Annotated in this window: 12 protein-coding genes; 8 read left to right on the top strand and 4 right to left on the bottom strand. The window is 66.5% G+C overall.

The genetic code is table 11. The features are described 5' to 3' along the window. Nucleotides 1–211 precede the first annotated feature (211 nt). The 5 genes from IV454_RS31845 (at nucleotide 212) to IV454_RS31865 (ending at nucleotide 7,105) form a co-directional block, all read left to right on the top strand. On the top strand, nucleotides 212–592 hold the full coding sequence (locus IV454_RS31845; RefSeq protein ID WP_206089552.1) for an Mth938-like domain-containing protein: 381 nt from the start codon (nucleotides 212–214) through the stop codon (nucleotides 590–592). A 573-nt stretch (nucleotides 593–1,165) separates the two neighbouring features. Then, the gene (locus tag IV454_RS31850; RefSeq protein ID WP_206089553.1) at nucleotides 1,166–1,636 is read left to right on the top strand and encodes a peroxiredoxin; all 471 of its coding nucleotides are present in this window, start codon (nucleotides 1,166–1,168) and stop codon (nucleotides 1,634–1,636) included. Then, a complete protein-coding gene (locus tag IV454_RS31855) occupies nucleotides 1,633–1,878 on the top strand; it encodes a hypothetical protein (protein WP_146046591.1) in 246 nt (81 codons plus the stop codon). The genes IV454_RS31850 and IV454_RS31855 overlap by 4 nt, the downstream gene beginning before the upstream one ends. 7 nt (nucleotides 1,879–1,885) lie before the next feature. Then, the gene (locus tag IV454_RS31860; protein WP_206089554.1) at nucleotides 1,886–3,688 is read left to right on the top strand and encodes a PhoH family protein; all 1,803 of its coding nucleotides are present in this window, start codon (nucleotides 1,886–1,888) and stop codon (nucleotides 3,686–3,688) included. 96 nt (nucleotides 3,689–3,784) lie between these two features. Then, nucleotides 3,785–7,105, top strand: a complete 3,321-nt coding sequence (locus IV454_RS31865; RefSeq protein WP_206089555.1) for an ATP-binding protein — start codon at nucleotides 3,785–3,787, stop codon at nucleotides 7,103–7,105. Between the two features lie 592 nt (nucleotides 7,106–7,697). Here IV454_RS31865 and IV454_RS31870 read toward each other — a convergent pair. Next, on the bottom strand, nucleotides 7,698–8,717 hold the full coding sequence (locus tag IV454_RS31870; protein WP_206089556.1) for an AraC family transcriptional regulator: 1,020 nt from the start codon (nucleotides 8,715–8,717) through the stop codon (nucleotides 7,698–7,700). A 348-nt stretch (nucleotides 8,718–9,065) separates the two neighbouring features. Between IV454_RS31870 and IV454_RS31875 the strand changes: the two genes are divergently transcribed. The 3 genes from IV454_RS31875 to IV454_RS31885 are packed head-to-tail and all read left to right on the top strand — an operon-like array spanning nucleotide 9,066 to nucleotide 11,563. Then, entirely contained in the window at nucleotides 9,066–9,713 is a 648-nt protein-coding gene (locus IV454_RS31875; protein ID WP_206089557.1) for an esterase/lipase family protein, read from the top strand. A gap of 27 nt (nucleotides 9,714–9,740) precedes the next feature. Next, complete coding sequence (locus tag IV454_RS31880) at nucleotides 9,741–10,631, top strand: peptidylprolyl isomerase (protein WP_206089558.1); 891 nt, start codon at nucleotides 9,741–9,743, stop codon at nucleotides 10,629–10,631. Next, nucleotides 10,628–11,563 carry a lipase secretion chaperone gene (locus IV454_RS31885; protein WP_206089559.1) on the top strand — a complete coding sequence of 312 codons (936 nt, stop codon included), beginning with the start codon at nucleotides 10,628–10,630 and terminating at the stop codon, nucleotides 11,561–11,563. The genes IV454_RS31880 and IV454_RS31885 overlap by 4 nt, the downstream gene beginning before the upstream one ends. A gap of 23 nt (nucleotides 11,564–11,586) precedes the next feature. Here IV454_RS31885 and IV454_RS31890 read toward each other — a convergent pair whose 3' ends face one another. From IV454_RS31890 to IV454_RS31900, 3 genes are read right to left on the bottom strand one after another with little or no spacing between them, the layout of a single operon-like run. Further along, complete coding sequence (locus IV454_RS31890; protein WP_307730200.1) at nucleotides 11,587–12,357, bottom strand: FecR family protein; 771 nt, start codon at nucleotides 12,355–12,357, stop codon at nucleotides 11,587–11,589. Continuing rightward, nucleotides 12,326–16,966, bottom strand: a complete 4,641-nt coding sequence (locus tag IV454_RS31895) for a two-partner secretion domain-containing protein (RefSeq protein WP_206089560.1) — start codon at nucleotides 16,964–16,966, stop codon at nucleotides 12,326–12,328. The genes IV454_RS31890 and IV454_RS31895 overlap by 32 nt, the downstream gene beginning before the upstream one ends. An 11-nt stretch (nucleotides 16,967–16,977) precedes the next feature. Beyond that, complete coding sequence (locus IV454_RS31900) at nucleotides 16,978–18,561, bottom strand: ShlB/FhaC/HecB family hemolysin secretion/activation protein (RefSeq protein WP_206089561.1); 1,584 nt, start codon at nucleotides 18,559–18,561, stop codon at nucleotides 16,978–16,980. Between the last annotated feature and the right edge of the window lie 70 nt (nucleotides 18,562–18,631).

An 18,631-nucleotide genomic window follows, 5' to 3' on the forward strand; every position in this document is an offset into this window, starting at 1 on the left:
AATGGCTTTGTTGCAGTGCGAAAAATACCCATTCTGCCGAAAGGAGGCGATTTAATCAACCTGAGGTTCAGGGAAAAGTGGGCAAAAACACGTGAAATGATGCCGCTTTGGCGGGCGTTTCGCGAAAATTCGCGGTTTACTGGACTTTGTGGCATGCTAACGCCACGCGCAGCGCCTATGTGCCCTGCATCACCTTTTCAGTCTCCATGCCATGAAGCTCCATTCCAGCACCACCCAACAATACCAGACCGTGACCGCTTACGACGATACCGGGGTCGAAATCAACGCCCAGCGCTTCGATTACAGCCTGCTGGTGATGCCCGAGACGCCGCCGCGCGCCTGGGACGTGCCCACGTTCGATGCGCTCACTACCGCGCATTTCGAGACCATCGAACAAGACAAGCCGGACGTGGTCATTCTCGGCACCGGCGAGCGCCAGCGCTTCGTGCATCCGAAGCTGATCGCCGCGCTGCTCGAACGCCGCATCGGCTGCGAGTGCATGGATAACAAGGCGGCTTGCCGGACGTATAACATCCTGATGGGCGAAGGGCGCCGGGTGACCTTGGCGCTGATCCTGGGCGAGACGCGCTGAGCGGCGATATCCGATATCGCTACACGCTGCTTCGTCATTCCCGCGCAGGTCCCAGTTTCTATGAAACTCCTCAAATCTCTTGGAACTGTGCAAAGTGCGAGGGCGCTTCCAAATGGCGCTAACCTAAGCTCCGTCATTCCCGCGCAGGCGGGAATCCATAGCACATTCGTATATCGACGGTGCTATGGGGGAAACGCATGCGTTTCCGCCTGCGCGGGAGCGACGGTTTCGAGGTTTGTAGTCGCAAAGCTGCTCAAATTAGCGGCAAAGACTAGTTCCTGGAGAGGCGGGAATCCAAGTTTCCCGCGCTACGACGGCGCAACGTACTTGGGTTCCCGCCTCTCCAGGAACTGGCCTCTGGACTTGCCTCGTTCCAAGGAATAGGAGGAGTTTCTTCGAAACCGGAGGCTGCGCGGGAACGACGGATTGCAGGTTAACGGTAGTGGCGGCATTGATCAGTTCTTGCAATCCGGCACTCCGTCCCCATATCTTGTCCGCCCAAACACGTTTCCCCCTCCCCTGTTGCGCTGCGGGGTATAAAATCAGCGCTGACTCACCTTCAGGAGAGAACCTGTGGCTGATAGCCAAATTGCAGCACCTTATACCGACTTCTCGGCCGTCATGACGGGCGCCAAGCCGTTCCAGCTGTCCGGCCGCCCTGCCCGCTACACCGTGCTGTACTTTTACCCAAAAGACAACACGCCCGGCTGCACCACCGAAAGCATCGCTTTCCGCGACCTGCACGCGCAGTTCCAGCAAGCCGGCACCGAAATCTATGGCATCAGCCGCGATTCGCTGCGCTCGCACGAAGGCTTCAAATCCAAGCTCGGCCTGCCGTTCGAACTCATTTCCGACCCCGAGGAAGCCATGTGCCTCCAGTTCGGTGTGATGAAAATGAAGAATATGTACGGTAAGCAAGTGCGCGGGGTCGAACGGAGCACGTTTGTAATTGACGCTGATGGTAAATTAATGAAAGAATGGAGAGGCGTGAAAGTCCCTAATCACGCCGAGGACGTGCTTGAATTTATCAAGAGCCAAGCTTGACGAGGACGGCTCGCATCCAGGGAACCCTGTCGATCAACCCGCAGCAGAACCCGATTGCACCAGACATTTTGAGTCACACCTGCCGTTTTCCGCATCATCCCAATCTGGCGGCCTGCCGGCCCGGCCACTATGCCGGGCCCGACCACCACCCCCTTAGTTCGCACAGCCGCATCGAGCCCGCCGCCACCAGCGCCGCCTGCGCCGACGCCTCCGGGCTATCCTTCCGCACCTTTTTAGATTGAGACTCAGATGCCACTGCCAAAAATCCCCACCAAGCCAGCCACCCTGCTGCTGGCTGAAGATTATCCCAAAGCCGACCGCAGCAAGCCCGCCGCCGTGCAGGCCGCCAAGCCGAAACTGAGCGCGGTCGCCGAGATCGCCGCCGAGCCGGTTGCCAAGGCGCCGGCCAAAACCACGCGCGCCAAGGTACCGGCCAAGCAGGCTGCCCTGGTCGCCGCGTCGCCGCAGGCAACGCCAGCCCCGCTGCTGTCCTCGCCGCTGGTGATGGAAACCCCGGTCGCCAAACCTTCCGGCCGCGGCAAGGAAAAGCAGCCGGTCGACCTGGAAGCGCCGCACCCGGCCAAGCACAAGGCGGTCGAGATGACGGTCAAGTCCTCCACCAGCCGCAATGCCGACCAGACCGGCAAGACCAAGATGTTCGTGCTCGACACCAACGTGCTGATGCACGATCCTTCGTCGCTGTTCCGCTTCGAAGAGCACGATGTCTACCTGCCGATGATGACCCTGGAAGAGCTGGACGACCACAAGAAGGGCATGTCCGAAGTGGCGCGCAATGCACGCCAGGTCTCGCGCACGCTCGACGCGCTGGTCGGCAGCATCGACGATGGCGCGATCGAAAACGGCATTCCGCTGGCCAAGCTGGGCAACAAGGATGCCAAGGGCCGCCTGTTCTTCCAGACGCGCCTGCAAAACGGCCCGACCCTGCCGGAAGGCCTTCCGGTCGGTAAAGCCGACAACCAGATCCTGGGTGTGGTACGCAACCTGGAAGCGGAGCAGCCGGGCCGCGCCATCGTGCTGGTATCGAAAGACATCAACATGCGCATCAAGGCGCGCGCGCTGGGCTTGCCGGCCGAAGACTACTTCAACGACCACGTGCTGGAAGACAGCGACCTGCTGTACTCGGGCATCGTGCAGTTGCCGGACGACTTCTGGAACAAGAACGGCAAGGACATGGAATCCTGGCAGGAGAACAAGAACGGCGTCTCCTCGACCTTCTACCGGGTCACCGGCCCGACCATGCTGACCTTGCTGGTGAACCAGTTCGTGTACCTGGAACCAAAGAATGGCGAAGCGCCGTTCTACGGCCAGGTCAAGCAGCTCAATGGCAAAACCGCCGTGATCCAGACCCTGCGCGACTTCAGCCACAACAAGAACAACGTGTGGGGCGTCACCGCGCGCAACCGCGAGCAGAACTTTGCGCTGAACCTGTTGATGAATCCGGAATGCGACTTCGTCACCCTGCTCGGCCAGGCCGGCACCGGCAAGACCTTGCTGGCCCTGGCGGCCGGCCTGGCGCAGGTGCTCGAAACGAAGCTGTATAACGAAATCATCGTCACCAGGGTCACGGTGCCGGTGGGCGAAGACATCGGCTTCCTGCCCGGTACCGAGGAAGAGAAGATGGGGCCGTGGATGGGCGCTTTCGACGACAACCTCGAAGTGCTCAACAAGTCCGATTCGGATGGCGGCGAATGGGGTCGCGCGGCGACGCAAGACTTGATCCGCTCGCGCATCAAGATCAAGTCGCTCAACTTCATGCGCGGCCGCACCTTCGTCAACAAGTTCCTGATCATCGATGAAGCGCAGAACCTGACGCCGAAACAGATCAAGACCCTGGTCACGCGCGCCGGTCCGGGCACCAAGATTCTGTGCCTCGGCAATATCGCGCAGATCGATACGCCTTACCTGACCGAAGGGTCGAGCGGCCTGACCTACGTGGTCGACCGCTTCAAGGGCTGGTCGCACAGCGGCCACGTCACCCTGGCGCGCGGCGAACGTTCGCGCCTGGCCGACCACGCGAGCGAAGTGCTGTAACACGCCGCGTTCCGACTAATTAGTACAGTCAAAACGGTCTCTCTCCAGTCATCTGGACAGAGGCCGTTTTCTTTTGTTGCCTGCTTTGCGAAGGACATGATGGATACACTGCCGCATGGCGAAGCGCTGCCACTGGTCGGCCGCGCAGCCGAGATCAGCGCACTGCACAGCGCCTTTTCCTCGGGCGGCGGCCTGCTCGTCGCCGGCGCGGCCGGCGCCGGCAAGTCCGCCCTGCTCGCGCAGTTGGCCACGATGGCGGCCGAGCGCGGCGGCTGGTTCGTCAGCGGCAAGTTCGACCAGTACCGGCACGATGCCCCATCGGCCATCGTGGAGGCCATGCGTGCGCTCGGCCGCCTGCTGCTGGCAGAACCCCCGGCGGCGCTGGGCCAGCAGCGCGAGCGCATCCTCGCGGCGCTGGGCGGCAACGCCGGCCTGATCGCCGCCGCCCTGCCGGAATTGGCCCTGCTGCTCGGCTGCCACGATGCCAGCTGTACCGATCCAGCCCTGCACCAGGCCAGGATGCGCCACGCCGTCCTCGACCTGCTGCGCGCCGTGGTGTCGCCGGCACGTCCGCTGGTAATGGTGATCGACGACCTGCAATGGGCCGGTCCCGCCGCGCTGGCCGGGTTCGACGTCCTGCTGCGCGATCCGACCCTGCAAGGCCTGTTCCTGGTGGGCGCCTACCGCAACGACGAAGTCGGCGACACGCACCCGCTCCATCCCATGCTGGTGCGCTGGCGCGCTTGCGCGACCCTGGAGGTGAACAACCTGGCGCCGGACAGCCTGGCCGCCTTCCTCGGCGCCCTCCTGCACACCGAGCCGGCGCGCTGCGCCAGCCTGGCCGCGCTGATCGGCGCGCGCACCCGGGGCAATCCCTTCGACACGATTGAACTGGTCAATGCCCTGCGCGAGCAGGGCTTGCTGCGCGCCGACGGCGATTACCGCGACACGGCCGCCATCGGCGCCTTTATCAAGGAACGCGACGTGGCCGGCCTGCTCGCGCTGCGCATCGGCCGCCTGCCGCCGGACGCACGCCTGATGCTGCAGGTGCTTGCCTGCCTGGGCGGCGCGGTCGATGGCGAGGTGCTGGCACTGGCCGCCGGCCTCGATGCGGGCCAGCTGGCGCCGGCACTGGCCGATGGACTGGTCATCGACACCACGCATGGCCTGCGCTTTTGCCACGACCGCGTGCAGCAGGCGCTTTACGAAGCCATGCCGGTGGGTGAACGCCAGGCGCTGCATCTGGCGATCGGCCGGCGCCTGCTGGCCCATGCCGGCCATGAAGCCGGCGCCTCCGAACAATATCTCGTGCTCGGCGACAGCCTGCCCGACAGCGCCGAGCGCCGCCAGGTCGCTACCCTGTTCCGCCAGGCGGCGGCCCACGCCAGAAACCTGGCCGACTACGCGCTGGAAGAACGCTTCCTGGGCGCGGCCGTGCGCCTGCTGCGCCATGCCGACGATGCCACACCCGCGCTGGCGCAAGCCATGCGGGCCTGGCACGCCTCCTTGTACAGCCTTGGCCGGCATGCCGAGGCCGACGAGGTCTATGCGCGCATCGCCGCGCACGAGAGCGACTTGACCGGCCTGATCGAAGCGAGTTCGGTCCAGGTCAACAGCCTGACCAGCCGCCGCATGCTGCTTGACGCGATCGATCTCGGCATCGCCCTGCTGGCGCGGGCCGGCATCGTGTTCCAGGAAAGCGAGCCTGACGACGGCGCGTCCCGGCTCGACACCATCACCGCCTGGGCCTACAGCGATGCGCTCGACGCCGACCTGCAACGCGCCGCGCCGACCGATCCGCACGTGCTCGCGGTCGGCACTTTGCTGCACCTGACCACCATGGCGACCTACTACGCCAACGACCCGCGCCTGGTCGGGCTGCTGGTGCGCTACCAGCAGATGTGGATCGAGCACGGTCCGTGCGCGGCGCTGCTCAAGACCTTCGGCACCCTGCCGATCCTTTTCAAGCAGCGCGGCGACTACCGCACCGGCCACGCGGTACTGATCAAGGCCCAGGCGATCGGCAAGGCGCGCGGCTACGATTACGAGGCGGCATGGCTGCAGCATGTGTTTGCGCTGGCGTCGCTGCACTGGGTCGAACCGCTGGAAAACGCCATCGCCCACGCGCGCCAGGCGCGCCAGGTGCTGCTGCAAAACGGTGACCTGCACTATGCGACCCATACCTATCACATCGAAATCGTGGCGCAGCTCGAATGCGCGCCGACTCTCGATATCGTCGCCGCGATCCTGGCCGAGGCGCAAGCGGGAACGCCGCGTGACGGCAACGTCACCGCCAGCCGCATCCAGCGCAGCTATCGCTACCTGCTCGACGTGGCGCGCGGCGAGATCGACATCCATTTTCCTGCGCTCGCCGGGGACACGGACACGCTCACCGCGCGCCTGGCGCGCGCGCACGCCGCCCTGCTGTTCGGCGACGACGCCGCGCTGCTGCGCCATTCCACGGCCGCCATGCCCTTGCTGGCCTCCTTTGCCGGCATCTATCCGGCCGCGCTGGGCTATCTGTTCCGCGCCCTTGCGCTGGCGCGCTGTGCGCATGCCGACGCGGGCGTCCTGCCCGAACTGGACGCCTGCCGCGACTGGATGGCGCTGCGCGCCGCCGATTCGCCGCGCAATTTTGCCCACCTGGTGACCTGGATCGATGCCGAACGCGCCTGGGCCATGGGCGACGGCGCCGCCGCGGCCAGGCTGTTCGACCAGGCGTTGCTGGTCATGCGCGCGCACCGAAGGCCATGGCAGCGCGCCGTGATGACCGAGCGCGCAGGCCTGTGCTATCTGGCGCAGGGCTTGCAGTATGTCGGGTCGACCTTGCTGGCCGAGGCGCTGCGCTTGTACGAAGCATGGGGCGCGCCGGCCAAGGCGAAGGCGCTACGCGCAAACCACGCCTTCCTGCGCAGTGGCGCCGCCCCGGCGCGGCGCGCGGCCGATGCCCCCGATACCCCGCTGGACAAGGTCGACCTGCTGGCCGTGCTGCGCGCGTCGCAGGCGCTCAGTGCGGAAACGACCCTGGCGCGCGTGCAAGCGCGCGCCTGCGAGCTGCTTTGTTCGCTGACAGGTGCCACCACCGTCAGGCTGCTGATCCGCCCGATCGAGCAGGCGGAGCGTTCGCCGCCACTACCCATGTCGGTGCTGCGTCACGTCGAACGCACGCGCGACGTGCTGCTGCTCGACGACGCGCTGCAGGACGACCGCTTCGCGCGCGATCCGTACTTTGCGGGTTGCGCTCGGTGTTCGCTGCTGGCGGTGCCGATTTTCACGCACAACCTGGTACACGCCGTGCTGCTGCTGGAAAATGACGCCAGTCGCGGCGCCTTCACCGCCGAACGGCTCAATACCGTGATGCTGATCGCCGGCCAGTTGACCATCTCGCTGGTCAATCTCGGCGGCGGCAAAATCTAGCCGCTCCGTGTCGTTCCCGCGCAGCGCCCAGTTTCAAGGAAACTCCTCGAGTTTCTTGGAACTGTGCAAAGGCAGAGGCCGGTGCCAAATGGCGCTAACTTAAGCGCCGTCATTCCCACCATTGGCGGAAATGACTTCCTGCCATTGGCAGAAATGACTTCCCGCGCAGGGCCAGGCGCCCCCACGGCAATCCAAGTTCGTCGAGCCGCCTGTAACTGCGCTACGGAATTGGGTTCCCGCCTCTCCAGTGCCGCTAATTTGAGCAGCTTTGCGACTACAAACCTCGAAACCGTCGCTCCCGCGCAGGCGGAAACGCATGCGTTTCCCCCATAGCACCGTCGATATACGAATGTGCTATGGATTCCCGCCTGCGCGGGAATGACGGCGCTTAAGTTAGCACCATTTGGAACCGGCCTCTGAGCTTGCACAGTTCCAAGAGATTGGAGGAGTTTCATAGAAACTGGGACCTGCGCGGGAACGACGGTTTTGAGATTTGTGGTCGCAAAACTGCTTAACTTAGCGGAAAAGGCCAGTTCCTGGAGAGGCGGGAACGCATGCGCCCCCCCCCAAGTTCGTCCCGCAGCGAGCGACCCTAGCCGCTCTCCACGCCGGCCCGGTGGCGTTCGCGATAGCGCCCCGGCGAGGCATTGAACCAGCGCTTGCAGGCCCGGAACAAGGTCCCCTGGTTGGCGAAACCGAGCCGGTAGCTGATTTCGGTGAAGCACAAACTGGTCTGGTCGAGATACTGGGCGGCCTGCTCGCGCCGCACCGCGTCAACCAACTGCACGTACGACGTTCCCTCATCCCGCAGGCGGCGCTGCAAGGTCCGTTCGCTCATGCACAGCGCCCGGGCCACATCGCCGCGCGCCGGTTCGCCCTCGGCCAGGCAGGCCAGCACCAGCTCGCGCACGCGCCGGGTGGTGCGCGCGTCGCCCAGGCGTGCCATGCGCTCGTTGGCGAAGCGTTCATGCAGTTCGGTCAGCAGCGGATTGCCGGTCATGAGCGCCAGGCCCAGGTCGGCCGGCGAAAAACTCAGGCAATAGCGTTTGGCGCTGAAATGGCAGGGGCAGCCGAAGGCCGCCAGGTAGGGCAACAGGTTCGCTGGCCGCGCATGGGCCAGTTCCACCGACTGCGGCCGCAGATCGCGCCCGGTCAGCCAGCGGCACAGGTTGGCGATCATCAGCAACGCGAAATCATAGCGCTCGCCCGGCACGCCCTCGCCCAAGGTGAGCGCCAGGCCGCAGCCCTGGCCGTCCTCGGTCAACACGATGCGGGCGGCGCCGCTGACGATGGGGATGTACTGCGCCATGCGGCGCAGCGCGGTGCCCAGGTCGGGACAGGACATCATCACGTGCAGCACCACCCCGAAGCAGGCCGGCTTGGTGGCGTCGCCCAGCGCCAGCCCCGCATGCGGGTGGCCGGACTGCTGCGCCGCCAGCGACCACAAGGTCGACACGCACGCGCTGTCGAAACGGCCGTCGGCGTCGTCGAGTTCGTCCAGCGGCATGCCGGCTTCCTCGAGCAGGGCCAGCGGATCAAGACCGAGCGCGCCGATCAGCTCGACGATCCCTTTCACCCATGCTGCGGACACGGTCGGTCTGGATATCGTCATGGAAATGGGAACCTCGTCTTCTGGCCTGCAGAAACGGCTGCGGCGCGCCTTGGCGCTGTGCCGCCTTGCGAACATGATACTACGAACGAATTGTCACCAAAACAACTTTCATGTTAATAATTCATGTCCGTAGTCATCGATACCACACCCGCCTCGCATGGCCGCCAAAGCAAGCGAATTGGCCTGTCCGGAGTGTGCGTGGCCTGACTACGCCGCTTATAGTAAGCAACAACGTTGTCGGAAGAACAGCGCAAAGTCAGCCAGGTTGATCCCCGGGTGGAAGCGCGTACTGGTCTTCGCGATGCGCGACAAGCCCCATTTACTGATCCACAACGAACGGAGATATTCATGCGACACTTATACCGCCAGGCCGTCAAATCGGCGTTCGCACTTGGTTTATTCGCAGCAGGCGTCGTGCTGTCGGGCGCGGCCATGGCCCAGGAACCCGTGATTTTCGTGCACGGCTACAGCGGCTCGTCCTCGAACTTCGACGCCATGGTCGCGCGCTTTACCGCCAGCGGCTATCCGCGCTCCAAGCTGTACGGCTTTAACTACAACTCCTTCATGAGCAGCGACCGCACCAGCGCCGCTTCGCTCAACTCCTTCATCAACTCGGTGCGCGCCAGTAACGCCAACCAGCCGGTGAGCGTGATCGCGCACTCGAATGGCGGCCTGGTGGTGCGCTGGCAGCGCGCCAAGCTCGGCGGAGCGGCCGGCATGCGCCGCTTCATCACCCTCGGCACGCCGCACAAGGGCACCACCAGCGCCTACGGCTGCTATTCGCCGGCGTGCTTCGACATGCGGCCCGGCTCGTCGTTCATCACCCAGCTCGCCGGCGCCGGTTGCGACCGCTCGCTGTGGTCCGCCAACGATGGCGTCATCCTGCCTGCCAACAATGCGCAGTGCGGCGTGAACGTGCAGACGGCCAGCGTCGGCCACATTTCGCTGTTGACCGACGCCAGCGTGTACAACCAGGTACGCTCGCAACTGCCGTAACGCGACAGACCAGCACAAGGATCAGCCATGGATTTTCACCGCACCTCGGCCAGCCTGGGCCGCCACTGTCTGGTCCTGCTGCTGGCCTTGCCGGGGGCGTATGCCGCTACCCCGGCAGCGGCGCCCGCGCCCGCGTCGGCGCAAGAGACGGTCGCGCAGGTCGGCGGCCAGCCCGTACCCAAGGCCTTGCTCGACGCCCTCATGGATGCCAACGCCGGCCGTCCCAATCCCTTCGATGAAGAGAACGCACAGGACCGGCAGGAACGCGCCGCCGTCCGCGCGGCGCTCGACCGCCAGGCGCTGCTGGGCGAACTGGTGACCATTGAACTGATGGCGCAGGAAGCGCTCAGGCTTGGCTTGCACAAGTCACCCGAGCTCGTGGCGGAGGCGGAACTGGCCTACAAGACCCTGTTGCAGCGCGACCTGGTGCGCCACATGCTGTCCACCATGGCGGTCACTAACGAGGACATCGCGCAGCGCTACCAGGGCGTGCCGGCCGAACGCCAGTTCCGCATCGCCAAGGTCGACGTGGCCACTCCGGCGGCAGCGCACGCCGCCCTGGCCGCGCTCAGGCAAGGCAAGCGCCTTGCGCAGCTCGCCAAACGCGGGTCCGGCGCGGCCCGCCCGGCCTCGCCGGCGTGGGTCATGGCGTCCCAGATGGATACCGGCCTGGCGCAGCAGGTGGCCGGCATGGCGCCCGGCCAGGCCATCGAGCGCGAACTGCCGCAAGGCGGCTGGCAAGTCGTGCAACTGAGCGCCACCAGACAACTGCCCAAGCCGCCGCTCGATGAGTTGCGCGCCGGCCTGCGCACGCAGATCATGCAGGAACGGCTGGGCCAGCGGATCGAGGCGCTCAAAACGCGCGCCGACGTTCGCCTGAGCGCCGAACGCGCGCCGCAAAAGGACGCCGCGCAATGAAGGTCAAGGGCCCGCTTGCCTGCACCGCGGCCCTGCTGGCGGCCGGCTTCATGCTGTGCCGCTCCCCTGCCACCGAACCGTCCCCCACCGCCCGCGAGCGCACCGGGCAGGCGGTCGAGCGCAGCTTCACCGTCCTGGCCGAGGCCAGCCCCGTGCTCGGCGCGATGCCGGACCAGCGCGCCAGTGCGCCATCGTTCCCGCTCGCGGCCGATGGCAGCCTGTCCATCAACGACCGCACCAGTACCCTGCTCGACGTCATGCTGGCGGGCGTGCCGCCCCATCCTGGCCGCGTGGAAGTGGACCAGATCGAACAGCGCCTGACCTCCGGGCTGCCGGCGCAGGCCGCGCAGCAGCTTGCCCGGCTGCTGCGCACCTACATCGCCTACCGCGACGCGGAAACGGAACTGGGCGAACGCCAGCGCGCCGCCGCTGCCCTCACACCTGCCCTCACGCCCGAACTGGCGCTGGAGCAGCTGCACGCCCTGCGCATCGCCCACTTCGGCGAGCAGTTGGCCGCATCACTGTATCGGGAAGAAGAAAAGCAGACACTTGCCGACCTGGCCGCCACCCTTCCGGGCGCGCCGCGCAGCGCCGATACGCGCGAGCGTGGCGTTGCCGCCGATCCCGCGCTCGACCGCCTGCACGACGAGGTCGCCGCGCTGCGCAAGGCGGGCGCGCCCGACACCCGGGTCGCCGCCTTGCGCGAACAGGTGCTGGGCCCGGACCGCGCCCGGCAATTGCAGGATACGGAACAGGTGCAATCGGATTGGGAACAGCGCAGCCGCAGCTTCCTCGCCGCCGCGCAGCCGGGCGCCGACGTGGAAGGCTTGCTGCGCGGCCTGTACTCGGAGCAGGAAATGCCGGCCGCGCGCGCCTACAACCTGGAGCGCTTGCGCAACCGGCAAGCCGGTGCCGCGCAAAACAAGCAATAACTCCCCGGCCGGCGGCGCCGGCGCTACCTCACTTCGCAATCGACCGCTGCCGCCTTGCCCGCCACACTGGTGTTTTGCGGACCAGGCGCCGTCTGCATGCTGAACACGGGCGGCGGCGTGAACTTGATGCCCGGATTGTTCGGGACCATGACCGGCGGCTTGAGCGTATTCGCGGTATAGCCAAACTGTCCGGCCGAAAAATTCATGCTGCCACCGGCATTCGACATCGAAATCGCCCCATCGATCACCGACACATACAAACCGGAAGGCAAGGCCGGCGGCGCGCCCCGGCCGGCTGGCCCCGGCGGCGCAGCCATGCCGCCCGCCGAGGCCGGCACATACTGCGCAATGAAGGTGGTGCCGCGGATACCGATGGTGGCGGTCGGTGTCTTGAGCGAAAATTTTTCCTTGTTGCGCTTGCCCAGCAAGCCGGTCAGCGAGCGCAGCCCGCCCTTGATCAGGCTGAAGCTGGCGCTGTCGGCCTCCGGCTTGCCGGCCTCGTAAGCGAACGCCTCCACCTTGAACGTCGTACCTGGCTGCAAGGTGATCTCGCTGTTGTCGATGAAGCGGATCTGGGCGTAGGTGTTCTTTTCGGACACCAGGGTATCGCCCTGCTCCACTTCGGACTTCAAGCCCAGCACCTTGACCGTGCCATCGGCCTTCCTGGCCATCAGCGGCCCGCTCAGGTTGACGATGGTACCGGCCACCTGCGCCCCCCACGCCATCCCGAACAAGCCGGCCAGCAGGACACCGGCGAGCGCCTTAGTTGCAGTACGTCTTTTTGCGCAGTTCACTGGCGTCTCCTTTAACAGTGCTCGTATCGGCGGTTTTGACGCCCTCTTCCTTGCCCATCTTCTTTTCCGGCGCCTTGCCGTCGTCGGACGGGGTCACGCTGTTGACGACATTGACCGTGTTGACGATGACTTCCTTGACCACGTCGTCGGCGAGCTGCGGCGGCGGCGCCACCACCGCGCATCCGGGCAGCGCCGGATTGGCCACGCAGGTATTAACCGGCGGCAGCACCACGGCGCAGCCTTGCAGGCCGGGACTGCCCACGCACTGGGCGACGGTCGGCAGCACCGCGCTGCAACCGGCCGCAGCCGGCGTCGCCACGCACTGGCTCAGGCCCGGCAGCACCACCGCACAGCCCGGCGCCGATGGCGTGGCGACGCACTGCGCAAGCGGCGGCAAGACCGCCACGCAACCGGCGAGACCGGGCGCCGCGGCGCATTGCGCCACGGTCGGCAAGACCACGTTGCAGGCCGCCAAGGATGGCGTCACCGTGCACTGCGCCAGGGTCGGCAACACCGCCGAACAACCGGGCGCGCCCGGATTGGCGACGCAGCTCTGCAAGCTCGGCAAGACCGCGCCGCAACCGGACAAGGCGGCATTGCCGACGCACTGGTTCAGGGTCGGCAGCACCGCGTTGCAACCGGGCACGGCCGCATTCGCCGCGCACTGGGCCAGGGTCGGCAGCACCACTGAGCAGCCGCTGGCGCCCGGATTGGCCACGCACTGGCTCAGCGAGGGCAGCACCACCGCGCAGCCCGGGGTAGCCGGATTGGCCACGCAACGCGACAGCGACGGCAGCACCACGCTGCAACCGGGCAGGCTGGTCGCGGAAATGCACTGGGTCAGGGTTGGCAACACCGCCGCGCAGCCAGCCTGGGTCGGCGCGGCCACGCATTGGGCCACGCTCGGCAGCACCGCCGAGCAGCCGGGCAGGCCGGGACTGGCGCTGCACGCCGCCAGCGAGGGCAGCACGACGCTGCAGCCGGCCTGGGTCGGGTTGGCCACGCAAGCGGCCAGGGTCGGCAGCACCGCCACGCAGCCGGCGCGCGACGGCGTCGCCAGGCAGGCGCTGAGGGTCGGCAACACCGCCGTGCAGCCATTGGTGGCGGGCGCGGCGATACAGGTAGTCAAGCTTGGCAGCACTTGCAGGCAGCCGGACTGGGCAGGATTGACGACGCACTGCGCCAGGGTCGGCAGCACCACCTCGCAACCCGGGGTCGATGGCGCGCTGACGCAGACGGCCAGGGTCGGCAGCACCACGCCGCAGCCCACGGTCGATGGCGCGCTGATGCACGCGGCCAGGGTCGGCAGCACCACCTTGCAACCGGGGGCCGTGGGCGTGGCCACGCACTGGCTCAGGGTCGGCAGCACCACCGTGCAGCCTGGCGTGGCCGGATTGGCGGTACAGGCATCGAGGCTGGGCAGTACGGCGGCGCAATAGCTCAGCGCCGGATTGGCGGTACAGGCGCTCACCGCGTCGGCCAGCACCGTGGCGCAACCGGCCAGGGTGGGCGTGGCGATGCAGGCGTCGACGGTCGGCACCTTCCCCGGCACGCCGGACACCGCGCCGCTGGTGCTGGCGATCGTGCCGCTGCCGCTGACCGAGGCGGCGCTCAGCGAAATATTGCCGGACGTGGCACTGACGCTGCCATCATTCACGACCGCACCGGCCACCATGGAAATATTGCCCGCGCCGGAAGCCACAGTGCCGCTGGTGCCGATGGTCAGCACCCCGCCATTGCCGGCTTGCAAGCCGATCGCGCCGCCATTCGATGCCACCGTGCCGTTGATGGTGAGTGGACTCTGGGTCGACAACGTGACTGGGCCGCCCAGGCTGCTGACGATGACCGGGCTGGCCGATGAAGGCCCATCCTTGAGTACCGTCATGCCGCCCGCGTTGGCGATCATGATCGCGCCCATGTTGCCGGCGCCGTTCTGGGTGACGCTGCCCAGGTCGAGGGTGCCGGTATTGCTGATATTGATCGGCCCGTTACTGCTTTCGACGCTGTTGCTGGCAGTCAGGAACGCCGTCTGCGTGTAAAACGGCGTGGATGCGGAGCCGGTCTGCTGCCTGGTCTGGATGCCGATCGCGGCGGCCCGCGCCGGCGCCGTGCTGCTGTTACCGACGCTCGCAGCGTTCAGCAGCAAGGCGCCCGGCGTGGTGATCGGATTGAGCAGGTTGATGGCGCCGTCGCCAGCCTTGATCACCAGCTTGCTGCCCGGCGCCATGCTGGCCGACAGGTCGAGCGCCCCGTTGATGTCGACCGCGCCGGTTTGCGCCAGTTCGCCGCCGATGATCAACTGGCGCGTGAAAATCCTGGTCAGTTCACTCGTGTTCAGCCCCAGCCGCCCGGTGGCATCGAGCGCGTTGTCGCCTAGGTGAATCATGGTCGTGGGATTGCCGGGGCTGAGCACCACCACGCCGCCGTTGCTGCCGCTGCCGGTGATCGTCGCGCCGATGTTGATGTTGTCCGATGCGAGCAGCACCAAGTCGGCGCTCAGGGTGGCGCTGGAACTGGTATTGATCAGCCCCGCCCCGCCGCCGAAGCGCTCCAGCGACAGCTTGGTGCCGGCGCCGGCCAGCAGCTCGATGGGCGCGTTGACATCGATGTTGCCCGTGGTATGCAGGCGCAGCAAGCTCATTTCGGCCGGGGTGGACTGGCCGCCGAGGGGCGCGTAGACGCCGATCTTGCCGCCGTACCCGGGGCCGCCGAGGCTCAGTTCCTGCGCGTGGATCGGGTTCAGGTCGAACGGCGACAGTTGCAGCACCCCGACCATGGGCGCGCCGCTGGCGACCACGATGTCGCGGTTGCTGGTGTACGGCGCAATGCTGACGATCGGGCGCTGCGACAGCGCCGGTCCGATCATGCCGCCCGGCATGGTGATATTGTCGGCCACGATATCGATGGCGCCGCCGCTCTGCAAGGTCGCGTTGGCGGCAAGCTGGAAGGTATCGACCGCGCTGATCGCCGTGTAGCCGTTGCCGACGTTGACCGGGGCGCTGCCGGTGTTGCCGATCCTGACATTCTGGCCGCTGAGCGAGAGGTTGCCGCCGCCGGTATCGAGCGCGCCATTGATGGCCACGGTGCCGGTGCCGCTCGCGTACGGGGCCACATTGGCGCTCAAGGTCAGCGCCCCGCCCGAGGTCGTGATGGGGGCATCGATGGAAATATTATTGCCCGCCTCGACAGACAGTTTGCCGGTGCTGACGGCCGGGCGCGTAATGGCGCCGTTGACCAGCACGTCGTGGCGGGCCTGGATCACGATATCGGCCGCGGGCGCTGCCGAGTTGAGCATGGCCGAATCGATCAAGCTCATCGTGTTGGCCGGGGTATCGACAAATTCATCGACCGTGTCGAGCAGGTCGGTGCTGCCATTGGCGCCGATGGTCACGTCGTACGGGTCGAGCAGCCAGGTGCCGCGCGCGCCGGTGTTGACGCGGATGCCGTTCACGTCGAGGTAATGGCCCGAGGTTTCCACCCGTCCGCCCTTGCCGCCGGTGGCCGAAATGCTGCCGAAAGCGCGCGTGGCCCCATCCGACCACAGCACCACGGTGCCGCCGTCGCCGCTGGCGGTCGAATCGGCCCGGATCGAGGCCGCCTTGCCCATCACCGTCTGTTGCGCATTGCGCAGCAGTGCGTTCTTGCCCTGGTAGCCGCCGCCGACCAGCACGGTGCCGCCGCCGGCTGCGCCGCTGGCATCGATGCGGCTGTCGCCGGTCAGGCCGACCCGTTCGCCCTGCACCGTGATCTCGCCGCCCTTGCCGGCCCCGGTGGCGCTGGTGACGCTGCCCGCTTCCAGCAGCGCATCGGCGCTCGCCTTGAACACGATCTTGCCGTTGGCGCCGACCTGGGCGCTGTTGGCGCTGACCAGCCCGCGCTGCCGGACGAGGGCGCCGTAGATGCCGATCTTGCCGCCCTGGGCAATCACCTGCCCCAGGTTGAGCGCGGCGCTGGCCGGGGCCGACACAACGACGTGCAGGTCGGGATTGCCGGAATCGACCAGTTGTACGCTGTGGCCGGCCGCCAGCACCACCTCGCCCTGCGGCGAGGTGATGATGCCGCTGTTCTCGACATTGGGCGCGATCAGGAACACCTTGCCGCCGCCTGGGGTGGTGATCGCGCCCTGATTGACGATGGCGCCGGCCGTGGCCGAACCGTTGAAGTTGCGCTTGCCCGCCAGGAAGTCGGCATTCGAAAGGTTCAGGGTCGAGGCGGCCAGGCCGCCCACGTCGATGCGCGCATCGCGCCCGAACAGGATGCCGTTCGGATTGATCAGGAATACCTGGCCGTTCGATTGCAGCGCGCCGAGGATGCGGCTCGGATCCTGCCCGGTGATGCGGTTGAGCACGGCGCTATTGGCATCTTGCTGGATGAAGCGCGTGATGTCGCCGGCCGCCACCGAAAAGCTTTGCCAGTTGATGATCGTGTTGGGCGTATTGGTAATCGAAAACACATTCCCCTGCTGCCCGAAGGTGGCCTGGCCGGCGACCACCTGCGGCGAGCCCGGCGCGGCCGCGGATGCGGGAACGCCGAAGGCCAGCAGCAGCGGGAGCGCCAGGGACAAACAAGGACGCTTCAACAAGCGTGGAAACTGGTTCTGGATCGTCATTTGGTTCACCTTTAATAGGCCAGGCCTACGCGCACATGCACTTTATTGTTGTCGCCCACGCCGGCATCGCGGCGCAGCACATGGCCGTAATCGATCTGCATGTTGAGCGAACTGCCCATCGAAAAACGCCAGCCCAGGCCCACGCTCGATACGGTGGCGCGCGCCGCTTCGCCCGGCAGCGCCTCGTTGCGGCGGCCGTGGGCGGCGTCGACAAAGCCCAGCACGCGGCACTGCCATTGCTGGCGCGCGGCGCACACATTGGGGCTGTAGACTTCCAGGTTGGCCAGCAAGCCCGAATCGGTGGAGACGGCGCGCTCGTCGAACCCGCGCACCGAGGACGCCCCGCCAGCGCCGAACTGCTCGCCCGGCACCAGCGCGTCGCCCGTGATCTGGCCATTGAGCAGCGCGCGCAGTTGCCAGTCGGCGCCAAAGGCCCGGTTCAAGCCGGCCGCAAAGCGCGCCATCGTGTAGCCAGCCTTGGCGCCGGCGCGGGTGCGCGCGAAATCGGCGCTGCCGCCACGGCTGCCGCCGGGCAGGTTCTGCACCAGTCCGACCGAGAAATTGACTTCGCCGCCCATCAGCGGCGTGCTGGCCAGATACGTCACGCTGAGCGGATGGACCGTGATGTCATTGCCGAAATTCTGCCCCGCCAGCAGCACGCTGTTCTTGTAGGCCTTGTGGTCGAAGCCGTACACCAGGCGCGGATCGAGGCCGCCGCGCCGCGCCAGGGTCTGGTTGTAGCGCGCGCCCACCACCGTCCCCTTGCCGCTGACGGCCAGGTTGAAGATGCCGGCCGTGACCGCGCCCGAATCGATGTCCGAATAGCTGGCGTACAGGTCGAGCGAATCGCCCAGCTCGTAAAACGGAATGTGGTAGCCCGCGCCGTACACGCTGACCTTGCCCGGCTCCTCGACCGTGGTGGTGTATTGCAGGCTGCCCACGTGGTCACGTCCCCACAGGTTGGCGTGCTGCAAAACCACGCCGGCATGGGTCTTGCCGGTTTGCCCGGTGCCGGTATTGTCGACGTTGAGCATGGCGGTCCACGGCTTGTCATCGACGACCGCCAGGCGGGCATCGAGTTCGTCGTCGGCGGCGCCGTTCTGCAGGTTCAGGCTGATCTTGCGGGCCGGGTTATCGTTGGCCATGCGCAGGTTGGCCGAAACCCGGTCCAGGTTGGGCGTGCGGCCCGGCTGCAAGGCCGGCAGTGCGCGCCGCACATTGGCTTCGTCGACCACCTTGTTGCCGCTGACCAGAATGCGGCCGATCTTGGTTTGGACCACGTCCAGGCGCACCACCCCACGGTTGAGTTCCTGCTCGGGCAGGCGCACCGTGACCACCTGGTAGCCGCGCGCGTGGTACAGCGCTTCGAGCGCTTCGAGCGCGCGCTGGACGTCGCCGAAATCGCGTCCGCTGCCGGCGAACGGTTGCAGCGCGGCATCGATCTCCGAGGGGGCGAGCAAGGTATTGCCGTTCACGTCGAAGCGGCTGATATCGAAGCGGATGGGATCGGTCGCGGCGGGCTCGATCGCCCAAGCCGCGCCCACGGCGGCGGCCAGCAAGGCGCCGGCGGCGAGGCGCGCAAAAGGTCGTTTCATGGATGAGCTCTACGGTGTGTTTTTATCGTTGGCATTGATCAACCCCGGAGGAAAGCGGTGGCAACAAAAC

Source organism: Massilia antarctica (assembly GCF_015689335.1).
GTDB lineage: Bacteria > Pseudomonadota > Gammaproteobacteria > Burkholderiales > Burkholderiaceae_D > Telluria_A > Telluria_A antarctica.